The 25,315-nt window shown below is 55.6% G+C and carries 28 protein-coding genes; 10 read left to right on the plus strand and 18 right to left on the minus strand.

Features of this window, described 5'->3' with window-relative positions; genetic code table 11:
* Positions 1–142: 142 nt before the first annotated feature.
* The gene (gene mak, locus HX778_RS09600; RefSeq protein ID WP_176981855.1) at positions 143–1,054 is read right to left on the minus strand and encodes a fructokinase; all 912 of its coding nucleotides are present in this window, start codon (positions 1,052–1,054) and stop codon (positions 143–145) included.
* 125 nt (positions 1,055–1,179) lie between these two features.
* Between mak and rdgC the strand changes: the two genes are divergently transcribed.
* The gene (gene rdgC / locus HX778_RS09605) at positions 1,180–2,091 is read left to right on the plus strand and encodes a recombination-associated protein RdgC (protein WP_038475148.1); all 912 of its coding nucleotides are present in this window, start codon (positions 1,180–1,182) and stop codon (positions 2,089–2,091) included.
* A 60-nt stretch (positions 2,092–2,151) separates the two neighbouring features.
* On the opposite strand, the gene ppnP is transcribed toward rdgC, so the two are convergent.
* From ppnP to aroL, 4 genes are all read right to left on the minus strand, one after another.
* Complete coding sequence (ppnP, locus tag HX778_RS09610; RefSeq protein WP_008454495.1) at positions 2,152–2,445, minus strand: pyrimidine/purine nucleoside phosphorylase; 294 nt, start codon at positions 2,443–2,445, stop codon at positions 2,152–2,154.
* Between the two features lie 82 nt (positions 2,446–2,527).
* Entirely contained in the window at positions 2,528–3,205 is a 678-nt protein-coding gene (locus HX778_RS09615; RefSeq protein WP_038475150.1) for an AroM family protein, read from the minus strand.
* Positions 3,206–3,454: 249 nt separating this feature from the next.
* On the minus strand, positions 3,455–3,646 hold the full coding sequence (locus HX778_RS09620; protein WP_176981856.1) for a YaiA family protein: 192 nt from the start codon (positions 3,644–3,646) through the stop codon (positions 3,455–3,457).
* 40 nt (positions 3,647–3,686) lie between these two features.
* Positions 3,687–4,211, minus strand: a complete 525-nt coding sequence (gene aroL, locus HX778_RS09625; protein WP_038475155.1) for a shikimate kinase AroL — start codon at positions 4,209–4,211, stop codon at positions 3,687–3,689.
* 350 nt (positions 4,212–4,561) lie between these two features.
* Here aroL and HX778_RS09630 point away from each other — a divergent pair, with 350 nt between their 5' ends.
* Positions 4,562–5,323, plus strand: a complete 762-nt coding sequence (locus HX778_RS09630) for a DUF2076 domain-containing protein (RefSeq protein WP_176981857.1) — start codon at positions 4,562–4,564, stop codon at positions 5,321–5,323.
* Here the strand turns inward: HX778_RS09630 and HX778_RS09635 are convergent.
* Positions 5,320–5,781, minus strand: coding sequence for a YaiI/YqxD family protein (locus tag HX778_RS09635; protein WP_038475159.1), 462 nt, complete (start codon positions 5,779–5,781; stop codon positions 5,320–5,322). The genes HX778_RS09630 and HX778_RS09635 overlap by 4 nt on opposite strands.
* A gap of 179 nt (positions 5,782–5,960) precedes the next feature.
* On the opposite strand from HX778_RS09635, the gene proC reads away from it, so the two are divergent.
* Positions 5,961–6,770, plus strand: coding sequence for a pyrroline-5-carboxylate reductase (proC, locus tag HX778_RS09640; RefSeq protein ID WP_176981858.1), 810 nt, complete (start codon positions 5,961–5,963; stop codon positions 6,768–6,770).
* Between the two features lie 127 nt (positions 6,771–6,897).
* Here the strand turns inward: proC and HX778_RS09645 are convergent, their stop codons facing one another.
* The 4 genes from HX778_RS09645 to HX778_RS09660 all read right to left on the minus strand — a co-directional run bounded on the left by HX778_RS09645 (position 6,898) and on the right by HX778_RS09660 (position 10,577).
* The gene (locus tag HX778_RS09645) at positions 6,898–7,209 is read right to left on the minus strand and encodes a PsiF family protein (RefSeq protein WP_038475163.1); all 312 of its coding nucleotides are present in this window, start codon (positions 7,207–7,209) and stop codon (positions 6,898–6,900) included.
* A 102-nt stretch (positions 7,210–7,311) separates the two neighbouring features.
* Positions 7,312–8,730: an alkaline phosphatase gene (phoA, locus tag HX778_RS09650; protein WP_176981859.1), complete on the minus strand. Its 1,419-nt coding sequence runs from the start codon at positions 8,728–8,730 to the stop codon at positions 7,312–7,314.
* A gap of 93 nt (positions 8,731–8,823) precedes the next feature.
* On the minus strand, positions 8,824–9,084 hold the full coding sequence (gene iraP / locus HX778_RS09655) for an anti-adapter protein IraP (RefSeq protein WP_176981860.1): 261 nt from the start codon (positions 9,082–9,084) through the stop codon (positions 8,824–8,826).
* 275 nt (positions 9,085–9,359) lie between these two features.
* Complete coding sequence (locus HX778_RS09660) at positions 9,360–10,577, minus strand: multidrug efflux MFS transporter (protein WP_038482915.1); 1,218 nt, start codon at positions 10,575–10,577, stop codon at positions 9,360–9,362.
* 230 nt (positions 10,578–10,807) lie between these two features.
* On the opposite strand from HX778_RS09660, the gene ddlA reads away from it, so the two are divergent.
* Positions 10,808–11,908, plus strand: a complete 1,101-nt coding sequence (gene ddlA / locus HX778_RS09665) for a D-alanine--D-alanine ligase (protein WP_176981861.1) — start codon at positions 10,808–10,810, stop codon at positions 11,906–11,908.
* A gap of 3 nt (positions 11,909–11,911) precedes the next feature.
* On the opposite strand, the gene HX778_RS09670 is transcribed toward ddlA, so the two are convergent.
* The gene (locus tag HX778_RS09670; RefSeq protein ID WP_052049067.1) at positions 11,912–12,124 is read right to left on the minus strand and encodes a DUF2754 family protein; all 213 of its coding nucleotides are present in this window, start codon (positions 12,122–12,124) and stop codon (positions 11,912–11,914) included.
* A gap of 272 nt (positions 12,125–12,396) precedes the next feature.
* Between HX778_RS09670 and HX778_RS09675 the strand changes: the two genes are divergently transcribed.
* A complete protein-coding gene (locus HX778_RS09675) occupies positions 12,397–12,735 on the plus strand; it encodes a DUF2755 family protein (protein WP_038475174.1) in 339 nt (112 codons plus the stop codon).
* A 39-nt stretch (positions 12,736–12,774) separates the two neighbouring features.
* Here HX778_RS09675 and HX778_RS09680 read toward each other — a convergent pair whose 3' ends face one another.
* Complete coding sequence (locus tag HX778_RS09680) at positions 12,775–13,857, minus strand: DUF1615 domain-containing protein (RefSeq protein ID WP_038475176.1); 1,083 nt, start codon at positions 13,855–13,857, stop codon at positions 12,775–12,777.
* Between the two features lie 31 nt (positions 13,858–13,888).
* On the minus strand, positions 13,889–14,782 hold the full coding sequence (locus HX778_RS09685; protein ID WP_176981862.1) for a LysR substrate-binding domain-containing protein: 894 nt from the start codon (positions 14,780–14,782) through the stop codon (positions 13,889–13,891).
* A 104-nt stretch (positions 14,783–14,886) separates the two neighbouring features.
* Here HX778_RS09685 and HX778_RS09690 point away from each other — a divergent pair, with 104 nt between their 5' ends.
* The 4 genes from HX778_RS09690 to HX778_RS09705 all read left to right on the plus strand — a co-directional run bounded on the left by HX778_RS09690 (position 14,887) and on the right by HX778_RS09705 (position 18,762).
* Entirely contained in the window at positions 14,887–15,471 is a 585-nt protein-coding gene (locus HX778_RS09690; RefSeq protein ID WP_045781510.1) for a nuclear transport factor 2 family protein, read from the plus strand.
* An 86-nt stretch (positions 15,472–15,557) separates the two neighbouring features.
* Positions 15,558–16,013 carry a MarR family transcriptional regulator gene (locus HX778_RS09695; RefSeq protein WP_038475182.1) on the plus strand — a complete coding sequence of 152 codons (456 nt, stop codon included), beginning with the start codon at positions 15,558–15,560 and terminating at the stop codon, positions 16,011–16,013.
* A gap of 24 nt (positions 16,014–16,037) precedes the next feature.
* The gene (locus HX778_RS09700; protein WP_176981863.1) at positions 16,038–17,216 is read left to right on the plus strand and encodes an HlyD family efflux transporter periplasmic adaptor subunit; all 1,179 of its coding nucleotides are present in this window, start codon (positions 16,038–16,040) and stop codon (positions 17,214–17,216) included.
* A gap of 10 nt (positions 17,217–17,226) precedes the next feature.
* A complete protein-coding gene (locus HX778_RS09705; RefSeq protein WP_038475186.1) occupies positions 17,227–18,762 on the plus strand; it encodes a DHA2 family efflux MFS transporter permease subunit in 1,536 nt (511 codons plus the stop codon).
* A 53-nt stretch (positions 18,763–18,815) separates the two neighbouring features.
* Here the strand turns inward: HX778_RS09705 and sbmA are convergent, their stop codons facing one another.
* The 3 genes from sbmA to lpxP form a co-directional block, all read right to left on the minus strand.
* Positions 18,816–20,033 (minus strand): peptide antibiotic transporter SbmA, encoded by a 1,218-nt coding sequence (gene sbmA, locus HX778_RS09710; RefSeq protein WP_176981864.1) that lies wholly within the window; start codon positions 20,031–20,033, stop codon positions 18,816–18,818.
* Between the two features lie 109 nt (positions 20,034–20,142).
* Positions 20,143–20,667: an isochorismatase family protein gene (locus tag HX778_RS09715; protein ID WP_176981865.1), complete on the minus strand. Its 525-nt coding sequence runs from the start codon at positions 20,665–20,667 to the stop codon at positions 20,143–20,145.
* Positions 20,668–20,720: 53 nt separating this feature from the next.
* Positions 20,721–21,647 (minus strand): kdo(2)-lipid IV(A) palmitoleoyltransferase, encoded by a 927-nt coding sequence (lpxP, locus tag HX778_RS09720; RefSeq protein WP_038475192.1) that lies wholly within the window; start codon positions 21,645–21,647, stop codon positions 20,721–20,723.
* A 411-nt stretch (positions 21,648–22,058) separates the two neighbouring features.
* Between lpxP and ampH the strand changes: the two genes are divergently transcribed.
* On the plus strand, positions 22,059–23,216 hold the full coding sequence (gene ampH / locus HX778_RS09725; RefSeq protein ID WP_370527376.1) for a D-alanyl-D-alanine-carboxypeptidase/endopeptidase AmpH: 1,158 nt from the start codon (positions 22,059–22,061) through the stop codon (positions 23,214–23,216).
* A gap of 16 nt (positions 23,217–23,232) precedes the next feature.
* On the opposite strand, the gene HX778_RS09730 is transcribed toward ampH, so the two are convergent.
* Positions 23,233–24,255, minus strand: a complete 1,023-nt coding sequence (locus HX778_RS09730; RefSeq protein ID WP_038475197.1) for a sensor domain-containing diguanylate cyclase — start codon at positions 24,253–24,255, stop codon at positions 23,233–23,235.
* 133 nt (positions 24,256–24,388) lie between these two features.
* Complete coding sequence (locus tag HX778_RS09735; RefSeq protein ID WP_038475199.1) at positions 24,389–25,291, minus strand: EamA family transporter; 903 nt, start codon at positions 25,289–25,291, stop codon at positions 24,389–24,391.
* Positions 25,292–25,315: the final 24 nt, after the last annotated feature.

Consider the following 25,315-nt stretch of genomic DNA (forward strand, 5'->3'; position numbering starts at 1 on the left):
CGATTTAAGCCGGAACCGTGCCTCGCTTCATATTTTTACCCTCACCCTAACCCTCTCCCTGAAAGGGAGAGGGAAAAAAGAATGTTCTCTATCGGCTGTTTCCCCCCTCTCCCTCTGGGAGAGGGCCGGGGTGAGGGGCGATTTACTTCTCCAGAGGCCACAACCACGCCGCACCGCGAACGCCGCTGGAATCGCCGTGTACCGCCTTGCGAATCGGCGTTTCGCACTCGCCGCCAAACACCCACGGCTTAATCAGCTGGGGCACCGTCCGGTATAAACGCTCCACGTTACTCATTCCACCACCCAGCACGATCGCATCCGGATCCAGAATATTCACGATATGCGCCAGCGACTTCGCCAGACGAGTCTCGTAGCGGCTGATGGCCAGCTCGGCCAGCGGATCCTGCTGCTCGGCCAGGCTAATGATCTCATGCCCTTTCAGCGTTTTTCCGCTCAGGCGCTGGTAGTCGGTGCCGAAGCCGGTGCCGGAAATAAAGGTCTCAATACATCCCTGCTTGCCGCAATAGCACGGCACTTCTTCCCGGAAACGCAGTTCGTCTTCGTCCATCCACGGCAGCGGGTTATGCCCCCACTCGCCCGCCGTGCCGTTGCCGCCAATCAGGCTGCGGCCATTAATCGCCACGCCCGCCCCGCAGCCGGTGCCGACGATCACCGCAAAGACGATCTGTGCGCCAGCAGCGGCACCGTCGATAGCTTCCGAAACGGCCAGGCAGTTGGCGTCGTTAGCCAGCCTGACTTCTCGCTTCAGCGCCAGGCTGAGATCCTTATCAAACGGCTGTCCGTTAAGCCAGGTTGAGTTCGCATTTTTCACCAGCCGGGTATAAGGGGAAATCGACCCCGGGATCCCAAGCCCTACCGTACCGGTCTCGCCCGTGGCTTCTTCCGCCAGCCGCACCAGCTCAACAATGTTTTTGATGGTGGCCTGGTAGTCGTTTTTAGGCGTTGGCAAGCGGTGGCGGTAGAGCTGTTTCCCGTCGTCTGCCAGCGCAATCACTTCTGTTTTAGTCCCACCGAGATCGATACCTATGCGCACAAGAGCTTCCTCATTTGGTGATAATTATCAACAACATAAAATGCAGCGTAAGCAAAGGCAATGAAACGAGGCCGTCAATTCGTTATCATGCCCGCTGCGTTTAACTGACAACCTGGGACAGAATCATGCTGTGGTTTAAAAATTTAATGGTTTACCGTTTAAGCCGTGACATCACGCTGACGGCGGATGCAATGGAAAAACAGTTAGCCGCCTTCACCTTCACCCCTTGCGGCAGCCAGGACATGGCTAAAACCGGCTGGGTGTCGCCGATGGGCTCGCACAGCGATGCATTAACCCATGTTGCCAACGGCCAAATTGTGATTTGCGCCCGTAAAGAAGAAAAAATTCTGCCGGCCCCGGTCATCAAACAGGCTCTGGAAGCCAAAATCAATAAGCTTGAAGCAGAGCAGGCCCGCAAGCTGAAAAAGACCGAAAAAGACGCCCTGAAAGACGAAGTCCTGCACTCCCTGCTGCCGCGCGCTTTCAGCCGTTTTAGCCAGACGATGATGTGGGTAGATACGGTCAACGGCCTGATCATGATCGACTGCGCCAGCGCCAAAAAAGCGGAAGACACGCTGGCACTGCTGCGTAAAAGTCTGGGTTCGCTGCCGGTGGTACCGCTGGCGCTGGAAAACCCTATCGAGCTGACCCTTACCGAGTGGGTGCGTTCAGGAGATGTTCCGGCAGGTTTTGCGCTGATGGACGAAGCTGAACTCAAGGCGATCCTTGAAGGCGGCGGCGTGATCCGCTGCAAGCAGCAGGAACTGGTGTGCGACGAAATCGCGGCGCACATTGAAACCGGCAAAGTGGTCACCAGGCTGGCGCTGGACTGGCAGGAGCGTATTCAGTTCGTACTGGCCGACGACGGCTCGATCAAACGCCTGAAGTTTGCCGATATCCTGCGCGAACAGAACGACGATATCGACCGGGAAGATTTTGGCGGACGTTTCGATGCCGATTTCATCCTGATGACCGGTGAACTGTCGGCGCTGGTGACTAACCTGGTGGAAGCGCTGGGCGGCGAAGCGCAGCGTTAATTAAGCGGCTGAGTCGTGAGAGATAGCCCCTCGCCGTAAACGAGGGGCTAAAAAATTCAGTTATTTATCTGCCAGGTAGCGGCAAAGATAGGACGTTGGCTCGGCAACCTGCAGATGGAACTCGCTGTGGCCCGGCACGTTAAACACTTCGCCCGCAGCATAGGTTTTCCACTCGGTTTCCCCCGGCAGCAGAACGTGTAATGCGCCGCTCACAACGGTCATCTCTTCCGGCTGGGCGGTCCCGAAGGTGTATTCCCCCTCCGCCATCACGCCAACGCTGGCACGGCCAGTGCTGCTGCTGGTAAAACCGATGGATTTTACTTTACCGGAGAAGTACTCGTTACTCTGAAGCATGGACAGGCCCTTAATCGACTTTAGTGAAAAATCCACTATAGAGGCGAACTCTCTGGCCTGTCACGCAAATTGTTAATTCCGTTCAGATAAGCAATTCTGCCGCTAATCTGGCGACCAGCACGTTGGATAAAAGTACCGGCACATCCAGCTGCTTTTGCAGTAAATCCCGGTGCTTTTGATGGTAGCCAAGGCAGTCCAGCACCAGAACATCCGCCCCGTCCGCCATCAGCTTTCTTCCGGCCTCAAGCAAGTCGGCTTCGCTGCCGTGCACCGGATTCGCGAGAGCATAAAGCGGGGGATGGGTCAGCTTGCGCCACTTCAGCTCCTGAAACTTAATCATGTCGGCGACCGGCAGGATAATCCCCACCTGATGACCGTCCACAATCGAAGCCACCAGCGGCGGAATAATACGCTCAGGCTCCAGCAGAATCGCGTTACGGGCGCTAAGTCCCGTCAGCGGCATGGTGCTCATCAGCAGAATGACTTCGTAGCCCTGATTATCCAGCTGTTCGATGATGCCCTGCATCGCAACGGAGATTTTGTCGCGCCCGACCGAAGTAATGGTGTTGTCCGCCAGCAAAGTGAGCAAAGACTCTTCTCCGGGCGAAGGGGAAAACTGGCGCCGGACCTCATCAGGAGAGAGGTTGCCCAGCAGGCTTACCTGCGAGATTTGTTGCTCAGAGATATGTTCGGTTAAAAATGGCAAAACCTCACTCACTGACACTTTGCCGACGGTGAGAATGGCTACAGTTGGTTTCATGCTTCGCTCCGCTATTACTCAGTCACCGCCCTTTTCGCTGCACTGCTCCACGTCCGCTATGAAATAACTCCGCCGGGGTCGATCGTTTTTTGCTCGCCGTAATCCGCAGCATACAACCAGAGTGATATCGAAATCCTTAACGAAACATCAACTACTGTGCAACATCTCTAAATAGATATATTTTAAGTAAATTAACGAGATAAAAGTTTCTCTGATCAAAGATGAAACACCAACGTCTGCAGCCATCGATCAGGATTTCTGCGGATCTTCATAGCGCTGTTTTGCGTCCAGCGCTTCCTGATACGTTTCGTGTTCGCTTATCAGCGTGTCCTGATGAGGGTGATCCGCCCGCAGCTGGTACCCGGTGACGGTTGAACCCGGCACGCCTTTCTGCACTTCGACAATTCGGGCGTCACGGGGGTAAGGAGGTTGAGTTGCCATCGCTCGTCCTTATTTCTTATGGATGAGCGTTAAGTATAGGCTAACTGGCGCGGGCCATTTGTAATGCGCTGAGGATAGCTTCCACCACCGCATCCGGGGGACAGGTTGCGTCCACAATGTGACGGGCAACCTGGCGGTACAGCCCTTCTCGAGCGGCCAGCACGTCCACGATTTCATCGGTGACGCCTTTTCCAGTCAGGGTTGGGCGCTGATCTTCCTCCGGAGAAGCATTCAGGCGTGAAGCCAGAACCTGCGCCGGAGCGTGCAGCCAAATGGTAATGCCGTTTTCCTGCATAAACTGACGATTGCTGTCTGCCAGCACCATGCCGCCGCCGGTGGCCACAACGGTCGCCGGCGCCGTCACCCGCTGAAGCGCATCAGACTCACGGGCACGGAACCCTTCCCAGCCCTCTTCGGCCACAATCTCCGCCACGCTCTTTCCGGTGTGGGTCAGCAGAAAACTATCGGTATCGACAAATGCATAACCCAGCGTTCTCGCCAGAGCCTGACCGACGGTCGTCTTGCCACAGCCGCGCGCGCCGACCAAGAAAAGGGGTTGAGTCATCAGGGATAATCCTCGGAAGTGCAGGCCTCAGGCCAGTAGGGATAAAAGCAGGAAACAGAACGCGATAATACCATCAAACTAGTACGCAACAAAACGTAAACTTATAGTTACAATCACAATTTCTACCACAAAGAAGCCAGTAATAACGGCCTTAACTGGAGGTTAATAAGTGTAAACTAAATCCACCACCCGCCAGCAGCGTCACAATACTTTAAACGCCAGGCCAATGACAACCCTTAATCTGAGATTCGGTAACACATTTATGGTTAGCTTTACGATTAAGGCGTTTCACCTACGCTCAAGTTGATCCAGACTCGTTTTAAGACTTCATCATGACAGAGGTATGAACCATGCAATCTGAAGAGCAGCGTCTTATCGACGGGCTTTTTGACCGTCTGAAACAGGCCGAGAGCCAAAGTGCCACCCGGGATGCGGCCGCAGAACAGCGGATTGCGCAACACCTCAGCCAGCAGCCAGGTGCCGCCTACTACATGGCGCAGACGATCCTTATCCAGGAAGCGGCCATGAAACAGCTGAACGGTAAAATCCAGGAGCTGGAAGCGAAAGTCACCGAACTTGAACAGAAGTCTCGCCAGCAGCAGAGCAGCGGCGGTTTTTTGGCCGGATTATTCGGCGGCAGCAACAACAGCAATAATAGCTCTCGCGGTTCCGACCCGATTCCGGGCAGCCAGAACTATGGCACATCAGCCGCACCGGGCTACGGCGCACCTCAAAGCGGATACGGTGCTCCTGCCGGCTATGGTGCACCACAGGCGGCACCTGCGAGCGCTCCGCGTGCGGGAGGCGGCTTCCTTTCTGGTGCGCTGCAAACCGCTGCGGGCGTAGCCGGGGGCGTTGTGGTGGCAGAAATGCTGACCAGCATGTTCCACCGCAGCCAGCCGGAAGAGATCGTGAATATCATCAACGAGCCGGCTCCGACCTTCGACAATAGCTCGTTTGATTCAGTCAACGACTACAGCCAGGTCGACGACCGCCAGTTCCAGAACCAGGGCGGCTGGCCGTCACAGGACAACGCTAACGACAACACCGGCTTCGGGAACGATGATTTCGGTGGTGACGATTACGGCGACGACGACGACAGCTTTATTTAAGACTTCTGCGCCCGCGCGACCATCAGCAGCCACTTTTCGAGTTCATTGGCAAACAGCTGGCGGTCGCGCTGGTTCAGGCTATCCGGCCCGCCGGTTTGTACGCCGCTGGCGCGCAGGGTATCCATAAAGTCACGCATCGTCAGGCGTTCACGAATGGTTGCTGGCGTGTAAAGCTCGCCCCGGGGGTTCAACGCAATGGCCCCTTTCTCAAGCACGTCCGCCGCCAGCGGAATATCGGCGGTGATCACCAGATCGTTTTTCTCGCAGCGACGAACAATTTCGTTGTCCGCCACGTCAAACCCCGAGGCAACCTGAAGGCTGCGAATAAAGCGCGATGGCGGCGTTTTCATCCCCTGGTTTGCGACCAGCGTGACCATCACCTGAGCGCGATCGGCCGCGCGAAAAAGGACCTCTTTTATCACTTTTGGACACGCATCGGCATCCACCCAAATTTGCATTATGGCTCCTGACTGTCGGTGGGAATGGGGCGATTTTGCCGTGCTTTTGCCGAATGGCAAAATTTATCTGTTTCAGCCCCCCGACCGTACCTCGTTGAGTGCAAACGTAGCCTAAGCGGTAAAAAGCGCGTTAAGCTATCACCATCAGATAACAAAACACATCACCATGGAGTAATGCTATGGATAAGAAAATTGGCTTTATTGGCTGCGGTAACATGGGCAAAGCGATCCTTGGCGGCCTGATTTCCAGCGGCCTGGTGCCGGCGGGCAATATCTGGGTTTATACCCCGTCGCCGGACAAGGTGCAGGCATTATGCGAAGAATACGGCATTAATCCGGCGCAGAGCGCGCAGGAAGTCGCGCAGATAGCCGACATCGTTTTTGGCGCGGTGAAGCCAAACATCATGCTGAAAGTGCTGAGCGAAGTGAATTCCGACCTGAATAAAGACAGCGTTGTTATCTCCATTGCCGCAGGCATTACCCTGGAAACCCTCGCCAAAGTGCTGGGCCACGACCGCAAGATTATCCGTGCAATGCCGAATACCCCGGCGCTGGTTAATGCAGGCATGACGTCGGTGACGCCAAACGCGCTGGTCACGCCTGAAGATATTGCCGATGCGGTAAGCATTTTCCGCAGCTTTGGCCAGGCAGAAGTGGTAAGCGAAGCGATGATCCACCCGGTGGTGGGCGTCAGCGGTTCAGCACCGGCTTACGTCTTTATGTTTATCGAAGCCATGGCCGACGCCGCCGTTCTGGGCGGTATGCCGCGTAAACAGGCCTATCAGTTTGCCGCTCAGGCGGTGATGGGCTCGGCGAAAATGGTGCTGGAAACCGGGAAGCATCCGGGCGAGCTGAAAGACATGGTTTGCTCCCCTGGCGGCACCACCATTGAGGCCGTCAAAGTGCTGGAAGAGAAAGGCTTCCGCGCTGCCGTGATGGAAGCGATGGTGAAGTGTATGGCGAAGTCGGAGCTGCTCGGGAAGTCCTGATTCTGGAATAGCCCCTCACCCTACCCCTCTCCCCACAGGGGAGAGGGAATTGGATCGAGCATCAATCTTCGATTTTCCCCCTCTCCCTTTCAGGGAGAGGGCCGGGGTGAGGGTCATTAAAAACGACTTACTTTTTCTTCAGACAGTTGCTCATAAAGGTTTTTCTGGCGTCGCCCTTCAGCGATTGCTTCGCGGCATCCGCATTACAATCCTTCATTTTTTGCTGCTGAGGCGTCAGGGTTTTCCCTGCCGCGGCAGGCGCTTCCCCTTTCAGACAGCTGCTCATATAGCTCTTACGCTGATCCCCTTTCAGGGACTGCGATGCCGCCTGCTGATTACAGCTCGTCATGCGCTGCTGCTGCGGCGTCATCGTTTTATCCGCCGCCGTTGCCGACCCAACCAGCCCTACCAGTAACACCGCTAATAATGAAAATTTCATACCTTATTCCTTTTTTATAGTGACGATTAAAGCCTGGCCTAAGGCAAAAAAAATGCGACGTTTCCGCCGCATTTTTTTCTCACCTGTTACGTCTGTACACCTTTATTCCAGCGCCATCGCCGATTTCATGGTGTAGAACAGATCGGTCTGGTCAGTCAGCCCCACCACGTTTGCCGCATGTGGGCCATAGGCCGCCACGCGCAGCTGGGTGCCGGTGTGCTCCTGAGATTCTCCCTCGGAGTTACCGTAGCTAATGACCATCACTGCGCCATCTTTAGTATTTAGCGCCTGAGTCAGGCCTGGAGCTTTAGTGTCCGGAGCCACAATCTGGCTGGAGTGGGCATGATCCGCCGTCACGATGACCAGGGTATTGCCGTCCTTACGGGCAAACTCGAGCGCTTTCTGCACCGCTTCATCGAGATCGACCGTCTCGCCAATCTGCCCGCAAGGGTTAGCGGCGTGATCCTGTTTATCGATAGAAGCGCCTTCAACCTGCAGGAAGAAGCCTTTTTCGTTGCCTTTAAGCAGATCGATAGCTTTTTCAGTCATCTGCGCCAGGGTCGGCACGCTGCTGTCGCGCTTTGGATTTTCCGTACAGGTCACCGCTGGCTGGTCAATATTGCCATGGTAGGTTGCCTTCGGGCCTTCCCAGCGCACCGGCATATTGCCGTCCGCGAACATGCCAATGAGCGGTTTCTGCTGGTTGGCGACGGTCACCGCCGCAAGACCTGCCGCGTTGTCTACCCACTGATAACCGCGGGCATCCGCCTGCTCGCGCAGCGTTTTACCGTTCCACTCTCCGGCTTTCGCCACTTCGCTGAAGGTTTTTGCTCCGCCGCCAAGCGTGACGTCGGCTCGGGTATTCAGCAGTTGCTCGGTAATGGAGCCTTTGCCGCCGCTCTCCAGCGCGTTGGTCGAGCATTTTTCACTGGTCGCGCTCGGGCCATAGCATTTACGCCCGGTGACGTGGGAAACCAGTGCGGCAGGCGTCGCATCCTGAATTTCAGCCGTTGAAACGTTCCCCGTGGCCTTCCCGGCGGCCTTCGCCAGCTCGAGAATGGTCACGTGGTCTTTTCCGTCAACGTCCACGCCCAGCGCGCCGTTGTAGGTTTTTACCCCGGTACTCCACGCCGTGGCGGAGGCCGCAGAATCGGTCACGTAATCCGGCTTTTTCGTTTTCTTGTCTAAAGAATAATGGGTGTATTGCCCGGTGAGCGGTAATGCATCAATACCGCGGAAGAAGCCACCGGCCCCTTCGGCATAGTTTCGGGCGGCGGTTATTTCCGAATCGCCCATTCCGTCACCGATCAGCAGAATAATGTTTTTTGCCGTTTTATTGTTTAACGAGGCGCGAATAGCTTCTGTCCGATCGCCGGTAATACGGCGGGCGCCACCCGGCTGAGTTAAATCTCCCTGAGCGGCGCGATTTTCCAGAGGGGATGATGATGTTTCTTGTGATTGTGATGGGGTACTGGCAAGCAGCAAAGGCAGCAGGCTGGCGATAATTACGCTCTGTTTCACTTTATTTTCTCCATGTAGTAACTACTGAATATAAATAAAAACAGAGCGAGTATAAAAATGACTTATGACACTAATATGACAGCAAATTTTGATTCAACTACGGGGATGGATAAGGAGCTTTTTTAAATATTGACGGAGTAATTCGGTATCCTGGACGGGCACTGCGGTCTTTGGGGAGACATCATCTAACGCCCCTTCAATACTGGCAACTAATGCCGAACGTTCGCCTTGTTCAAGCCGTCTCAATAAGGCCGTCACCACTATTTCCAGGGCTTCCACCTGAGCGACCAGCTCTTTTGACTCTTCTTCCTTTTCGGCGAGTTTAACCAATAACTCTGCAATAAGATTTTTCATTTTCTCAGTCCCTGCGGGGTTAGGATATGACGTTAACACTCAGATCCACCCGAGAGCAATATGCCGGGTTAAATATGTGCGGAACAGCAAATAGCGGCAGGCTTAAAACGATTCAGTCTGATAATAATCCCGGAGGCGAATTTTTCGCACTACAAAAAAAGAATAATGGAATATTATTCACTAAGTCACAGGCTGCTGAGCGAATGAAAAATAAGTCGACATCAATTTTCATATTTCACGCATTAATATAGCCAGCCGCCGCAAAAAAACAGCTCTCAGGTTTTTCTGTCGAGTATCTGCTGCCGGGCATTTTTCCGTTTAAGAGCAGCGGCAAGCTGCCAGACATTGAGCAGCACAACCACGGCGGTTGCCGCAAAAACGTAACGAAAACCGGCCATTGCGGACACACCTGCCCCCATTAAAGGCCCGGCGACGTTCCCTAAATACATAAACGACTGGTTATACCCGAAGATGCGCCCGGTCACCTGGTCGCTACAGTATTTCAGCAGCAGCGTTTGCACCGCTGGCAGCATGGCTCCGTCGGCAAAGCCCAGCATAAAACGCAATATTCCAAGCTGCACCGGAGAGGTCACAAAGGACATTGCCAGGAATAACACCACCGCGCAGCACAGCGTCGCCATCAAAATACGTTCGGTGCCAATTCGGTCGCCCAGTTTGCCAAGTTTTGGCGCAGCAAACAGCGCAGAAATCCCCGGCAAGGCGGCGATAAACCCGCTCATAAAAGCGATGTTAAGGCTGTCCGGGGAAAGCTGTTTAATAAACAGCGCCAGGATAGGCCCAATCGAGCCGTTGCAGAGCTGAATCACCAGCGTGGTAATAAACAGGCTGAAAATAAGCCAGGGATAAGGCAGCGTGGCAAACACCTCCTTTCCGGTCAGGCGTTCATCCTTGCTGATTTTAGGCCGTGCGCCCTCTTTAATCAGCAACAGCGTCACCAGGAAACTGACCATCAGCAACCCAGCGGTGGCAAAGAAAACCGGCCGGAGCCCCAAGTGGTCAGCCATAAAACCGCCCAGCAGCGGGCCCACGATCACGCCGCTGATTTGCCCGGTAGACAGCGTGCTGATGGCCCAGCCGCTGCGCTCACGCGGAACCTGCGAAGCAATCAGCGCCATGGCATTAGGGATATAGCCTGAGGTCAAGCCCATCACCGCCCGCAGCAGGAACAGCTGCCAGACGTTGGTGGCAAAAGCCTGCAGCAGAATAGCTACTGCCATGCCGAAGGAGGCGCGGAGCAGCATCAGCTTGCGCCCTTTACGGTCGGCCAGGCTGCCCCACATCGGAGAGACAATTGCCGAGACTAAAAACGTGACGCTGAAGGTGAGGCCGGACCAAAGGGAGAGTGCTTCGTGGGAGGTGACGCCGAGTTGCTCAACGTAGAGCGGAAGAAAAGGCAAAATCTGGCTGATCGCAAGGCCGGTAAAGAAGCAGCCGAACCAGACTGAAATGAGGTTAACCTTCCAGGACTCCATAGCGCGCTTTTTCAAAGGGGATGCAACCAGACAGAACGATTTCTGGAAAGCTTATCACACTAATGAATAGTGCCGTCAGCACGCCGGGCATACCATTACGATATGGAAATGATTGCTTACTAAAGCACATATCCTGCCCCACCGGGCCTGTTGATGCAGGAACCACATGAATCCCCGTTATGAGCGTGCTATGTTGTCCACTTTCGTAAAGTGATGGGTGGATTAAAGGCATGGCAAAACTGCGGGTTGGTATCGTGTTTGGTGGGAAATCGGCAGAACACGAGGTGTCGCTGCAGTCGGCAAAAAATATCGTCGACGCCATTGATAAGTCGAAATTTGATGTGGTGCTGCTGGGGATTGATAAACAGGGCCAGTGGCATATCAACGATGCGTCCAGCTACCTGCTGAACGCCAATAATCCGGCGCTTATCGCCCTGAACCGGTCAGAGAAGAACGTGGCGCTGGTTCCAGGCCAGACCGAGCATCAGCTTATTGAAGCTAACGGCGCGGAACAGCTTTCTCAGGTCGACGTGATTTTCCCGATTGTGCACGGCACGCTGGGTGAAGACGGTTCCCTGCAGGGCATGCTGCGCGTCGCTAATCTGCCGTTTGTTGGCTCGGGCGTGCTGGGCTCAGCGGTGAGTATGGATAAGGACGTTGCCAAACGCCTGCTGCGTGACGCGGGTCTGAACGTGGCGCCATTCATTACGCTGACGCGCGCTAACCGTGCAAAAATCAGCTTCGCCGAGGTAGAAAAACAGCTCGGCCTGCCGCTGTTTGTTAAGCCAGCCAACCAGGGCTCCTCCGTCGGCGTTAGCAAAGCCAATAGCGAAGAGCAGTATCACGCGGCGGTGGCGTTAGCCTTTGAGTTTGACCATAAAGTGGTGGTCGAGACCGGCATTAAAGGCCGTGAAATCGAATGTGCGGTGTTGGGGAACGATTACCCGCAGGCCAGCACCTGCGGCGAGATCGTGGTCAACAGCGAGTTTTACTCCTACGACACCAAGTACATCGATGAGCAGGCCGCGAAGGTGGTCGTCCCTGCGGTGCTTGACGCAGACGTTAACGATAAGATTCGTAAAATTGCGGTTCGCGCTTATCAGGCGCTGGAGTGCAGCGGCATGGCCCGCGTTGACGTCTTCCTGACCGAAAACAACGACGTTATCATCAACGAGATCAATACGCTGCCGGGCTTCACCAACATCAGCATGTATCCCAAGCTGTGGCAGGCCAGCGGCATCAGCTATCAGGAACTGATCACCCGCCTGATTGAGCTTGCCCTTGAGCGCCACCAGCAGGATTGTGCGCTGAAAAGCTCCATCACTTCGTAACGCTTAAGGCTCCGCCGTTTCCGACTCTTCCCGGGGGCGGCGGATAATAAAGCCTGCCAGCCAGAAACAAATCACCCAAGTCACCAGCCCCACCGCATAATTCTGCCAGCCCGTCGTTTCCAGCCCCATCAGGCCAATCACGCCGTTAAGAATAAAAATCAGCCCTATCGCCACCGCATAGTAGTGCCAGTCACGACGCATTTTCAGGGTTAACATAGCCGCCTCACGCATTGAGAAATAAACCTGCCGGCATTGTCGCACATCAGCGGCAGGGAAACGCGCTGTTGCCGCAGGCTCGGCTAGCATAATGTTAATAAAATTTCCGTTAAGTTACAAAAATGTGAAGTTAAGCAAAAAACGCAAAACCAGGAGGATTCTGCCCCACAAATTACCAGCAATCTGATATTGACAACGCTTATGACCTGCCAAAATCCGCGCTATGGGGAGTCACACATTTGATTCGCATTACGCTTTTACGGGAGGTCATGATGGCTGATGTTTCATTCTCGAAAGCCGTTATTCCGGCAACTCGGGTAATAATGACGACAAAAACGGAAGGGTCGGTGCCCGGCAACGTTGCCTACGCGCTGTTCGTTCTGTTTTGCTTCTGGGTTGCCACCCAAATGCTGAATCTTATCGTTCAGGCTCCCGGCGTGCTGGAATACCTGGCCCAAAGCAACGATGCCAGCCGCCCACGCATTGAGATGGGCCTGGCAGTCAGCACCATTTTTGGACTCATTCCTTTCCTGCTGGGCGCGCTGACTATTGGCATCGTCGCCCTGGCTCTACGCCTGCGGCACCGCCGCAACTCAGCCTGGTTTTACTGAACCAACAGGCGGAAGTCTTCAGACTCCGCCCGCTGCGGCTTAGCGCTGCATACAGCTCGCCCGTCTATCGTCCACCCGTTTTGCAAACCAGGCCGTGGTCAGATTGCGGGTAATTTTCGGGCTTTCAAGCGTGATGCCGGGCAGCACCTCTTTCGGCAACGGCTGACCCGCCTTTTTCTCCGCTATCGCAAAAACCTGCTTGTAGAGGCTGGTTTTTTCAAACCCAATACTGTCACCCTTTTGCAGCGCCCGGCGAATTTCGCTGTCGCTCATATCCAGCTGTTTTGACAGCTTGCGCACCGCCATCTCGGTACTGCTCGGCTTGTCGCTGGTATAGAGGATCAGGTCCCCGTCCAATGCCAGCTTCACGCCCGCCGCGCGGCTGACCGCGCTCTGGAAGGCAGCGTTTCGGCTGGCGTACCAGCCCGCATTGTAGTCGGCAAAGCGATAAAGAGGTTGGCTGTAGTTAGCCGGATAATTCAGCAGATGGTAGGTGCCAAACCAAAGCCCGCCGCGGCGGGTGAAGACCTCCTGGCGCACGGAGCCTTCCATCTTCCACGGATAGCCGTCGGTATGCTTCTCGGCAAAGGCCACGCTGACCTGCATCGTGCCGCCGGTTCGCACCGGGTTAAAGCTGCCGAACAGCTTCTGCCCCATCGGCACCATCGTCAGGAAGTCGTCAAAAATGGCGCTAAGCTGCCCTTCGGTTTTGACGTTATCCAGCCTTTCGCTGTAGCTCTTGCCGTTGGGGGAATTAATGCGCAGCGCGGTATGCACCAGCAGCGGTGGAATGTGCATTTTTTCGGCGCGGCGGTCTATCTCTTTCCAGGCGATTTTATTCAACCCCGGCACCGCCGGGTCAGCCTGCAGATTGGACTCCTGTAACGCCACGGCCAGTACGGAACAGATGTTCTCTTCGTTCGGCTCAAGGTTTTGGCTTTTTAAGGTCGTCAGCAGGTCTTTTGCCAGGCCCGCTCTATCCTTCACCCCTTCCGGGATTTTCCGCCGGGCAACGGTTTCGATATCTATTGGCTTAGCTGCCGCGGTCGTAGTAGAGGCCGGCGTGCTACCTTTGGTTGTACACCCAGTCAATACCAACAAGGCTCCCAGAGAGAGCGCCATCAATCCATGCTGCCTGTTCAATAAGTCATCCTCATAACGTTTCGTTGTGATTATTTTTCAGGGCCAGACGAACCCAGGCCTTCACGGCCCCCTGAGTTTCATCGCGACGGCTTAACAATAGCAATTCAGCCGTCAGTCGCCGATCGGAAATTGGCTGATAAACCAGGTGCGGGATAGCCATGTGGGTAAAAGAATGCGGCAGCAGCGCAATGCCAAAACCGGAGGCCACCATTGCCAGTGCGCCGAGCGTGCTGGATGCGCGGTATAGCGGCTCGGGGACTTCACTGCCCCACCGCTCCCGAACCTGCTCCAGGGCTTCGTCGCCCTCGCCGGCGGCAAACTGAATATGAGGCACCTGCGCCAGCATCTCAAGCGTGATCCGCTTTTCGGCCGCCAGCGGGCTGCCTTCTGCCACCGCGACCATCATCGGCCATTCCGCAATTTTTACCGCCTCAATATCTTCGGCAAGCTCGCCCATCAGCGGCGTGTAAGCCACGTCGAGAGTCCGCTGCCTGAGCGCCTCACCGAGCGCGAGGGGTGACATTTCCTGAAGCTGAAGCTCGACCTCCGGCAGAAGCCGGCGAAAAGCGCGAACGTCGTTCATCAAGCACCCGGAAACCACGGCGTTACCGGCAAAGCCAATTCTCACCAGGCCGGTTTCGCCCCGCAGCGCTCTCTGAACTATATTTTTACCGTGCTCGGCCTGTTCAAGCGTGCGTCTCGCCTCCGGCAGCAGCAATCTTCCCGCTTCCGTTAGCTCGACCTTACGGCTGGTGCGCGTAAACAGCGGCCCGCCTACTTCGTCTTCCAGCGTGCGAATCTGCATACTTAGCGCGGGCTGGACAATGTGCAGCCGCGCGGCGGCCTGGCCAAAATGACCGGTTTCGGCCAGCGTCACGAAGTAGCGAAGGTGTCTTAATTCCATGCTCATCAGCCATCAATTTTAATGATTGAATCATCATATCAATATATTTCATTTATCAATAACGCGGAGCAACAATGGGCTCCTTACCTTGACAGGAGCCTTATATGAACAGTGACTATTTGCAGGACCGCCTCGCCATTAACGACTTAATCAACGGCTGGATGCACCGGGATCTTGCCCAGTGGGACAAGCTATCTGCGCTCTTCCACCCGGAAGGCACTATCGAAGTCACCTGGTTTGAGGGTCTTGCCAGTGAATTTATCCAGGGCTCGATGCGGATGGGCAAGTCCGACATCAGTACCAAACACCTGATTGGTACGCCGGTCGTCAGCTTCAATAGCACGCAAGACAAAGCGATCTCTGAAACCAACGCCATGATTATTGGCCAAAACCACAGGTTAGAAATGGGCGCCACCTGCCATAACCGTTTCTATGACATGCTGGAAAAACGCCAGGGCGTCTGGCGAATTCTGCGCCGCCAGGTGGTTTACGATTTTGGCTCATTCGACTTCCCGTTTGGCCCGGTGGACATTGATAAAGAGGCGGCAAAACGCTACCCGGCAGCCTACGCCCCCCTCGCATATCTGCTGGAAAAATCAGGTTTTCCTGTACAGCGCGTGTTTGCAACGCAGGGCTCAGACCTCGAAATTGCGATGAAAAAAGAGGCCCAATCCTGGCTGGTGGGCTGACAAAACGTGCTCTCATCCTGACATAACGTTGACAATTAGATGCCTGGTCAGTAATTTCATTTGCAACTACTGACCAGGCAAATATCATGAGTAACTCTACGGGTATCCCTCCTTCTAAACTGCACCTTGGCCTGCTGATTCACCTGTCGAACCAGTTCAAAGACCAGCTCATTACCCAGTATTTTTCGCCGATGGGCATTACCGGTGCGCAATTTAAAGTCTTGATAAGTATCTTTAAGGGCTTCAACAGCCCGGTTGAAGTCAGCAAAAATCTGGTGATGGATACCGGCGCCATGAGCCGCATGCTTGAACGAATGGTGAAGCGAGATCTGATCGTGCGAAACGTGAATCCCGAAGATAAACGTCAGGTGATTCTGGCGCTGACCGAGAAAGGGCAAGAGCTATGCGAAGCTTTCCAGAACGACGCGCTGGCGTCGATCATCGGCACCCTTACCGAGCGCCTGACGCCTGAAGAATCAAAGCAGCTCAATGAACTGCTAATCAAAATGCTGCCGGATGAGATCACCGAGCGCCACCTCTGAGCTTTCTGATTAAGGCCACAAAAAATGCAAACCTCTACCGAGCAGGTTGAACGCGCGCCGAGCAAACGCAAGCGTAACTTCGCCATCTTTCTCATCATCCTGTTGCTCATCGGCGCAGGCTGCGTGGCGTGGTACATGCTCTACGCGCGCTACTACGAAACAACCGACGACGCTTACGTCAACGGCAACCAGGTCACGCTGACGCCGCAAATCGGCGGGACGGTGACTCAGGTCAGCGTCGATGAAGGCGACTATGTCGAAAAAGGCCAGCCGCTGGTGCAGCTTGATCCAAGCGATACCGAAATTGCGCTCCAGCAGGCGGAAGCCAACCTTGCCAACACCGTGCGCCAGGTACGCGGGCTTTACAGCACCGCGGATAACTACCGCGCCCAGGTCGCCGCGAAGCAGGTTGCGCTGCAAACCGCGCAAAGCGACTACGCTCGCCGCCAGAAAATCTTTGCCACCGGCGCGATTGCCGCTGAAGACTTGTCCCACTACCGCGATGCGGTCACCAGCGCGCAGAGCGACCTGGTCGCCGCCCAGCAGGCATTGCGCACTAACCTCGCGATGGTGGATGACACGGTCATCGACAGCCATCCGGAAATTAAAAGCGCCGTTGCCACGCTACGCCAGCGCTTCCTCGACAACGCACGCAGCACCATCGTCGCACCGGTGAGCGGCTTTGTCGCTAAGCGCGCCGTTCAACTAGGCATGCGCGTCGATTCCGGCACCACCCTGCTGGCGATTGTGCCGCTGGACCAGGTGTGGGTTGACGCCAACTTCAAAGAGAGCCAGATGCAGGCCATGCGCCTGGGGCAGAAAGTAACGCTGACCGCCGATCTCTACGGCGACGACGTGGAATACCAGGGCACCATTGAAAGCCTCGGCATCGGCACCGGCAGCGCCTTCTCGCTGTTACCGGCCCAGAACGCCAGCGGCAACTGGATCAAAATCGTGCAGCGCCTGCCGGTCCGCATCACGCTTGACCCGCATGACATGCAGAAGCACCCGCTTCGCGTAGGGCTGTCGATGTTTGCTCGCGTGGATATCCGCAATGCTGACGGCCACCTGCTGCCGCAAAAGACCGTCGCCGCACCGCGCTTCACCACCGACGTTTACCAGAACGCGCTGGACGAAGCCGACAAGCTGGTCACCAAAATCCTTCATGACAACAGCCAGCCGGTAGCGTCAGGCAACCGCTAAGAGAGTCGTTATGCAAGATAAGGCGGCGTTTACGCCCCCCAGCCTGCTGCTGGCGACCATCGCGCTGTCGCTGGCTACCTTTATGCAGGTGCTGGACTCCACCATCGCTAACGTGGCGCTGCCGACGATCGCCGGTAACCTCGGCGTCAGCGCCGATCAGGGCACCTGGGTTATCACCTCGTTCGCGGTGTGTAACGCCATTGCCCTGCCGCTGACCGGCTGGTTTACCCGCCGGTTTGGGCAGCTCAAGCTGTTCGTCGGGTCGGTGGCGCTGTTTACCCTCACCTCGTTCCTGTGCGGTTTTGCCCACAGCATGACCGAGCTGATTATCTTCCGTGCGCTGCAGGGCTTTTTCGCCGGGCCGATGTTCCCGATGTGCCAGACGCTGCTGCTGATAATCTTCCCGTCCAGCAAGCGAAGTATGGCGCTGGCGCTGCTGTCGATGGTAACGGTTGTCGCGCCGATTGTCGGACCGATCACCGGCGGCTGGATAACCGATAACTATTCCTGGCCGTGGATCTTCTACATCAACGTGCCGATCGGGATCTTTGCCGCCATCGTGGTGTGGGCGCAGCTGCGTGAACGAGAAGAGACCACCACCATCGCCCCAATCGACTACATCGGCATTGCGCTGCTGGTGCTCGGCGTCGGGCTGCTTCAGGTGGTGCTGGACAAGGGGAACGATCTCGACTGGTTTGCCTCGCCGGAAATCATCACCATGTCGGTTATCTCGGCCGTTTCGCTGGTGTCGTTTGTCATTTGGGAACTGGGTGAGCGCCACCCAATCGTTAACCTGCGGCTGTTCGCCGACCGTAACTTTGCCATCGGCACATTGTCGCTGACGCTGGGCTACGCGGCGTTCTTCGCCATCAACATTATTCTGCCGCAGTGGCTGCAGACCCAGATGGGCTATACCGCTATTTGGGCCGGTCTTGCCGCCGCGCCGATGGGCGTATTGCCGCTGCTGCTGACGCCGATTGTCGGGCGCTACGCCAACCAGGTGGATATGCGCCTGCTGGCCACGCTGTCGTTCCTGACCATGGGCGCTTCGTGCCTGCTGCGCGCGCAGTTTAATACCAGCGTGGATTTCCGCACTATTGCCGAAGTGCAGCTGTTCATGGGGATTGGCGTGGCGTTCTTCTTCATGCCGATAACCACCATTGTGCTGTCGAACCTGCACGGCGTTGAAGTCGCGGAAGGCTCTGGCCTGGCGACCTTCTTCCGCGTGCTCGGCGGGTCGTTTGCTTCTTCGCTGACCACCTGGATTTGGTCCCGCCGCGAGGTTTATCACCACGCCAACCTGACGGAGAGCGTGTCGGCCTATAACCCTTCGGCGATGGATTATCTGCATAAGATGGGTGGCGCAACGCAGCAGCACCTTGCCGTGGTGGATAAAACCATCGAACAGCAGGCCTATATGATGTCGACCATCGACTACTTCTGGCTGCTGGGCTGGGGCTTTATGGCGCTGATTGTGGTGATTTGGTTTGCCCGTCCGCCGTTTATACGGGCTGGCGCACCGGGGGCCCCTTCCGCAGGGCACTAATCAGACGGGCTTAGCAAAAGGGATGGCATTACGCCATCCCTTTTCTTTTTGCCTTAGACGGCTTCTTCGGTACCCGGCACCGGCACATCCTGCAGCGTTCGCTCGAAGCTGCGCAGACGTTTGTAGATAGACATCAGCTCAACCAGCGTGGTCCAGGAACTGATCAGATACTGGAACGAGCCGCGTACCTGGCCAAAAGCGTTGGTTATCTGCTGCATCAGGCCCAGGGTAATTGCACCTGCGGCGATCGAAGGGAACAGCAGGAACAGGCCAAACACATTGTCTATCTGGAGGTAAAGAATGCGCACGATATTGAAATAGGTGTAGTGGAAATAGAGGCGGAAGTAGTTATGTCTAACGTCGCCAAACAGCGCTTTTACCGTTGGTGGAGTCGCGCGACTGGCGTCGTCTTCCCCGTAAACCAGCTCTTTACGGTAGGCGGCCTCCACTTTCTGGTTATTAAACTGCAGCCCCGGCAGCTTTATCCCGACCGCAGCCAGCAGGCCGGTTCCCATCAGCGACCAGATAATCGCCGCAATCACCAGGCCATAAGGCACCGCGCCAACAATCGGCAATTCTTTAACGTGTGGAGACAGCGCCACCAGAATAGGCAAGAAGGCAATCAGGGTCATCACCGACTGCAGCAGGCTCACGCCCATATCCTCAAGCGTGGAGGCAAAGCGCATGGTGTCTTCCTGCACACGCTGGGCCGCCCCTTCGATATGGCGCAGCTTCTGCCAGTTTTCCATATAGTAGTCGTTCATCGCGGTGCGCCAGCGGAAGACGTAGTGGCTGATAAAGAAGCTATTCAGCACGCCGACGGTGACATAAATAAGAGCAATGCCGAGGAATACGCCGGTTTCGCTATAGAACCGCTGCAAAGGGACTTTATTTGGGGAAGCCAACGCGGTTTGGATAAGGTCAAAGAACGGGGCATACCAGGCGTTAATCGCCACGCCCAGCTCAACCATAAACCAGGTCACAAAGACGATCAGCGACGAGCCGAGAATCGACCAACGTTGCCAGGGATGTGGGCTCACCAACGCCCACACACCGGCAAAAAGCCCGACACAGACAGCGTAAAAAGCATAAAAAACAAATGCTTTTAGCGTCCAGAAGCGTGCCGCGCTAATGGGGATTTGCTGGCTGGCGCCCGCAAGGTTTTCTAACCACAGGCCGCCGCCGGCCTGCCAAAATATGATTGCGAGTAGTCCCCATAGTGCCGCCGAAAGAAAAAACAGCTTCGGCGACGGGAAGAAAGATTTAAACATTACAGCACTCCTGATACGACTTTTTGTTGTTATATCTGCTGGTTATAGCGAACGTTCTACGATAATGCTTGCTGAATGTTGTATCAAGGAGTGAGAAGGTTTACATAACTTAGCGCCAGCCGTCGAGAATGGCGGCAGTCGTTTTCACTGCCAGCGTCTTGCCCGGAATCGACAAATTAGCCCAAACCTCGTTGTGGTGCTGAATAAGCGCTTCGGCGCTCACCGACGCGCGGTCAGCCGTAGTGTGGGCATCGCTGGCAACCGTAATCGCATAGCCCCGGCTGACGCCGTTTTTGACGGTGGTATCCACGCAGTAATCCGTGGCGCAGCCGCACACCACCAGCTCATTGATTTCATTTTGTTTTAACAAAGAATCCAGCGTAGTGCGGTAGAAAGCATCGCAGGCCGTTTTGGTCACATACAGCGCCCCTGCCGGGCGATGCAGTTCGGGAATAATGTCGAACGCCTGGCTGCCTGGTTGAAGCTCCGCCTCGTGATGCTGGATAAAAATCACTTTTTCCGCCGCATCAATAAGCTGATTAATTCTGGCGGCGGTTTGTTCGCGAGCCCGGCGGGGGAACTCCAGAACGCCGTTTTGCATATCGATAACCATCACAACGCGGGGTGCAGGCATGCTGACTCTCCTTAGATTTAAGAAGGAAAAAGCGTAGCATACCTGCCGGAAGATTAAATCGTGTAGAGCCCGGCATGGCCGAACGGCCGGGTTTTAAAGCGGCGATGCAGCCACAGATACTGCTCCGGCGCGCGCATGATTTCGTGCTCAATCTTGCGGTTCACGTAGGCCGCGGCGGCCTGCTCATCTTCGGCCGGATAGTCACAAAATTCAGGCTCAATAACCAGTTGATAACCAGAGCCTCCGGGCTTACGAATCAAAACCGTGGTCAGAATGGCGGGTTTTGCCAGGCGAGCAATGGTAAAGGTGCCGTTGGTTGTCGCGGCCTCCTGAACGGCAAAGAATGGCGCAAAGGAACTGCCTTTCGGGCCGTAATCCTGGTCAGGGGCAAACCACACCGCTTCACCAGATTTCAGCGCCTTCACCATCCCTTTCAGATTGCGCCTGTCGAGCATCGCTTTGTTGGAACGCGAACGCCCGCGAGTCTGCACGTACTCCATCACCTTGTTATTGTGCGGGCGGTACATTGCCATCATCGGGCGGCACAGCCCCATGACGCGCCCGCCGAGCTCCAGCGACATAAAATGCACGCCGATAACCATCACGCCCTTGCCTTTGTCGCAGGCGGCGTTGATGTGCTCGAGGCCGCGGACGTCAAACCACTTGCGCACGCGTTCATCTGACCAGAACCAGGCCATGCCGGTTTCAATCAGCCCCATACCGAGCGAGCCGAAATTTTTCTGAACGATCATCTCGACCTGCGCCTCAGTGTAATGAGGGAAGCAAAGATGCAGGTTTTGACGGGCAATGGTGACCCTGCGCTTCAGGAAACGCATGGAGAAACGACCAATGAGGTCGCCCATCTTCATCAATACCGGATACGGAAGCTGCACCCACAGCCAAAGCACACCCAGTCCAAACCAGGTCAACCAGTAGCGAGGGTGTAAAAGACATTTATAAAACAGCGGCTTATTTGACATATTAACTTCTTAATGCGAGAGGGTTATGTATCGCATAAAGAACTCAATCAGTAGCGGTACGCCTTGGGCTATAACTAAGATGCTGCGTAAGGAAAATAGTTGCAGCGACGCAATAAATAACAGGCAGGATAATACGCATTTTTTGCTAAAGCAGCGTAGTGAAATTGTCAGTTTTTCTTCTTATTTAAGATCTTTCTTTACGGTCAAAGCACGCAGTCAGCAGGACCGACGAACAAACAGACAAAAAATGCTGCATGAAGCCCCGGCTGACAAAGTTTTGTACGCCATCTGGTGATGTAACGCACGGTTACGCTTTTCATGCCACAAACGCTGAATTGACGCTTTGCATAAGGGCGCAGAGTAGTATAAATACCTGCAATACCGCTTTATTTTTCTAACTGGATTTTTGCGTTGAAAACTCGTCTCCCTCGTCTTCTTATGCTGGCCGCAGCCCTGCTTCCAGCGCTTAGTTTTGCGCAACCATCACCGGCGCCAGAATTCGCTGCCGACGTGGTCGATCGCTACGCAAACCACATCTACTACGGCAGCGGTGCGACCGGGATGGCCATCGTAGTCATTGACGGCAACCAGCGGGTGTTTCGCAGCTTCGGCGATACCCGACCGGGCAATAACGTTCGCCCACAGCTGGATTCGGTGATTCGCATCGCCTCCCTGACAAAGCTAATGACCAGCGAAATGCTGGTTAAAATGCTCGATCAGGGAAAAGTCCAGCTTAACGATCCGCTCAGCAAGTATGCACCTCCCGGCGCGCGCGTGCCGACCTTTAACGGCCAGCCGATCACGCTGGTTAACCTTGCCACCCACACCAGCTCTCTGCCGCGCGAACAGCCCGGCGGCGTAGCGCACCGCACGGTGTTTACCTGGCCAACGCGAGATCAGCGCTGGAACTGGCTCTCACAGGCTACGCTGAAGGCCGCGCCGGGCACCGTCGCCGCCTATTCAAACCTGGCGTTTGATCTGCTGGCCGATGCCCTGTCTCGCGCAACCGGCAGGCCTTACGCAGATCTGTTCGATGAGCAGATTGCCCGCCCGTTGGGCATGAAAGACACCACCTTTACCCCTTCGCCAGACCAGTGCAAACGCCTGATGATCGCCGAGAAAGGGGCCAGCCCGTGCGATAACACGCTGGCGGCCGTCGGCAGCGGCGGCGTCTATTCCACCCCGGGAGATATGATGCGCTGGATGCAGCAATTCCTCTCCTCCGACTTCCATCATCGCGGGAATCAGGCCGACAGAATGCAAACCCTGATTTATCAGCGCAGCCAGCTGCATAAGGTTATTGGCATGGACGTGCCGGGCAAAGCCGATGCACTGGGCATGGGCTGGGTGTGGATGTCGCCGAAAGAGGGCCGCCCGGGCATTATTCAGAAAACCGGCGGCGGCGGTGGCTTCATCACCTACATGGCGATGGTGCCGCAAAATAACGTGGGCGTTTTCGTGGTGGTTACGCGCTCGCCGCTAACCCGCTTCGTCAACATGAGCGACGGCGTGAACGATTTGGTCACCGAGCTAAGCGGCAGTGCAGTCCCGGTGACGCCAGCATCCTGAAGCCTGAGCGCGGCGTTTAGTTTACCGCCGCGCTATTCTTACGGCGTTTCTTATCGACATACATCAGCGTATCCGCCTCGCGTAGCGCATCGTCCGGGGTGGTGATCGCGGGATTAATGGCGATAGCGCCGATGCTTGGCCCGGCATAGTCAATCACGCAGGATTTTAGCTGATACTCTCCGCTCAGCAGCGCTGACAATCTGTTACGAAAGGCGGTCGCCGCGCGCAAGGCTTCGCTGTATTCCGTCGGCCCTGCCCCGGCGACGATAAACTCATCCCCGCCAATTCGGCCCAGAATCTCATCGCCCCTCACGCCCTCTTTGAGCCGCTTGCCGATCGCGCAAAGGAAATCGTCTCCGGTTTCATGGCCGTGCATATCGTTTATCTGCTTAAATCCGTCGAGATCGGCAAACGCCACCAGCACGTAGCGGGCGTCGTCTTTGGCTCGGGAGAACAGGCGAGGAAGTTGATCGAAGACCGCACGGCGGTTAGGCAGCCCGGTGAGATCGTCGGTGTAGCTGGCGGTGGTCAGTGCGACGTTGGCCTGCTGCAGCTTCTTCATCAGCTGCTCATTTTGGATCTGCTGGGCAATCAGTTGAGAAAACAGCTGCAACACTTGTTCACTATGATCGGTGAGGATGCGCTGTTCGGAACTGGCGGCGCACAGCGTGCCGTAGAGCGAGCCATCGGCAAGCGTCACGGGCGTGCTGACGTAGGTCACAATCCCCAGCGCCTTTGCCGCTTCAGAATCACCCCAAACGCTCGCCACATCGCAGGTATAGCGACGGCCTTCGTCCAACGCGCGTTTGCACAACGTGTCTTCCCAGGGAACGGAGAGCCCCTCGGGGATATTCATCGCCTTCGTATTGCGGGAAAAAACAATATGCTGCTGGCTGCCCTCCGCGTCGATGCGGGTCAGGTAGGTGGATTCCATATTGGTCACCAGCTCCAGCATCTCCAACAGCTGTCTGACCAAACCTTCCAGGGTATATTCGGCGTCTAAGGCGGTGGAGATACGCTCAATTAGATTATCAATCATCACACTGAAATACCTTTATCGGTGGTGCAGACTTACGCCCGGAAGCGCACTTTTTACCCTATCACAACGGTAACTTCTACCCACCAAAATATGATATTTCTGTCGACAATTAAACCTTGCAAAATGTAGAGCTTTAGCGCGAATGCAGCTTACCTCGGGAATCCAAAGAGATAAGCACCACGGAAGAGATAATCAGCAGCGATCCCAGCCAGTCCGGCAGCGTAAAGCTAATCCCCAGCAGCAATACCGACAGCAGCGCGCTGCTTAACGGCTCCGCGCAGCTGAGAATACTGGCCTTTGCCCCACCAATCATTTGCGCGCCGGTCAGATAGAGGCTGAAGGTAATAGCCGTGCCCACGATGACCAGGTAGAAAAAGGCCAGCAGCGTGCCGCCGCTCGTGGTAAAACTGCCTGGCTGGCTGGCGTAAAACGGCAGCAGTGCCGCGCCGCCCAGCAGCATGCTCCAGCCGACTATCGGTAACGTGCCGTAGCGGGAGATAAGCTTCGAGGGGTACGTCGTGTAAAACGCTGCGGCAAACGCGGAGGCAATCCCCCAAAACAGCGCGCTGCCCGAGATGGTAATCGACGCCGGGTTGCCGTGAGTCACCAGCACAAAGGTCCCGATGAGCGAGGTTCCGATCGCCGCATAAACCAGCTTGCCGGAGCGCTTTTTACGCACGAAGGCAAACCAGGCCACGATAATGGTTGGCGAGAGGAACTGCAGGACCGTGGCGGTTGCGGCGTTGGACTGCTCGATGGTTAGCAGGAAGGTCAACTGCACCGTTAACGCGCCGCAAAGGGTAAAAATCAGCAGAGAAATCAGGTCTTCACGCAGCTTAAACACGGCGAAGATTTTGTCCCCGTGCATAAACGACAGCATCAGCAGGATCAGGCCGGAAAACAGCAGCCGCAGCATGGTCAGCGACGCCGAGGAAATATGGCTCTGCTCCATAATGTATTGCGCACACACCCCGGAGCTTCCCCACAGCACCGCCGCAAACAACACATACAGCATCCCTTTCCGACTAACGCTCATCACCCTGCCCTTTCAAACTTCCGC

Source organism: Cedecea sp. P7760 (assembly GCF_013386425.1).
GTDB lineage: Bacteria > Pseudomonadota > Gammaproteobacteria > Enterobacterales > Enterobacteriaceae > Cedecea > Cedecea selenatireducens.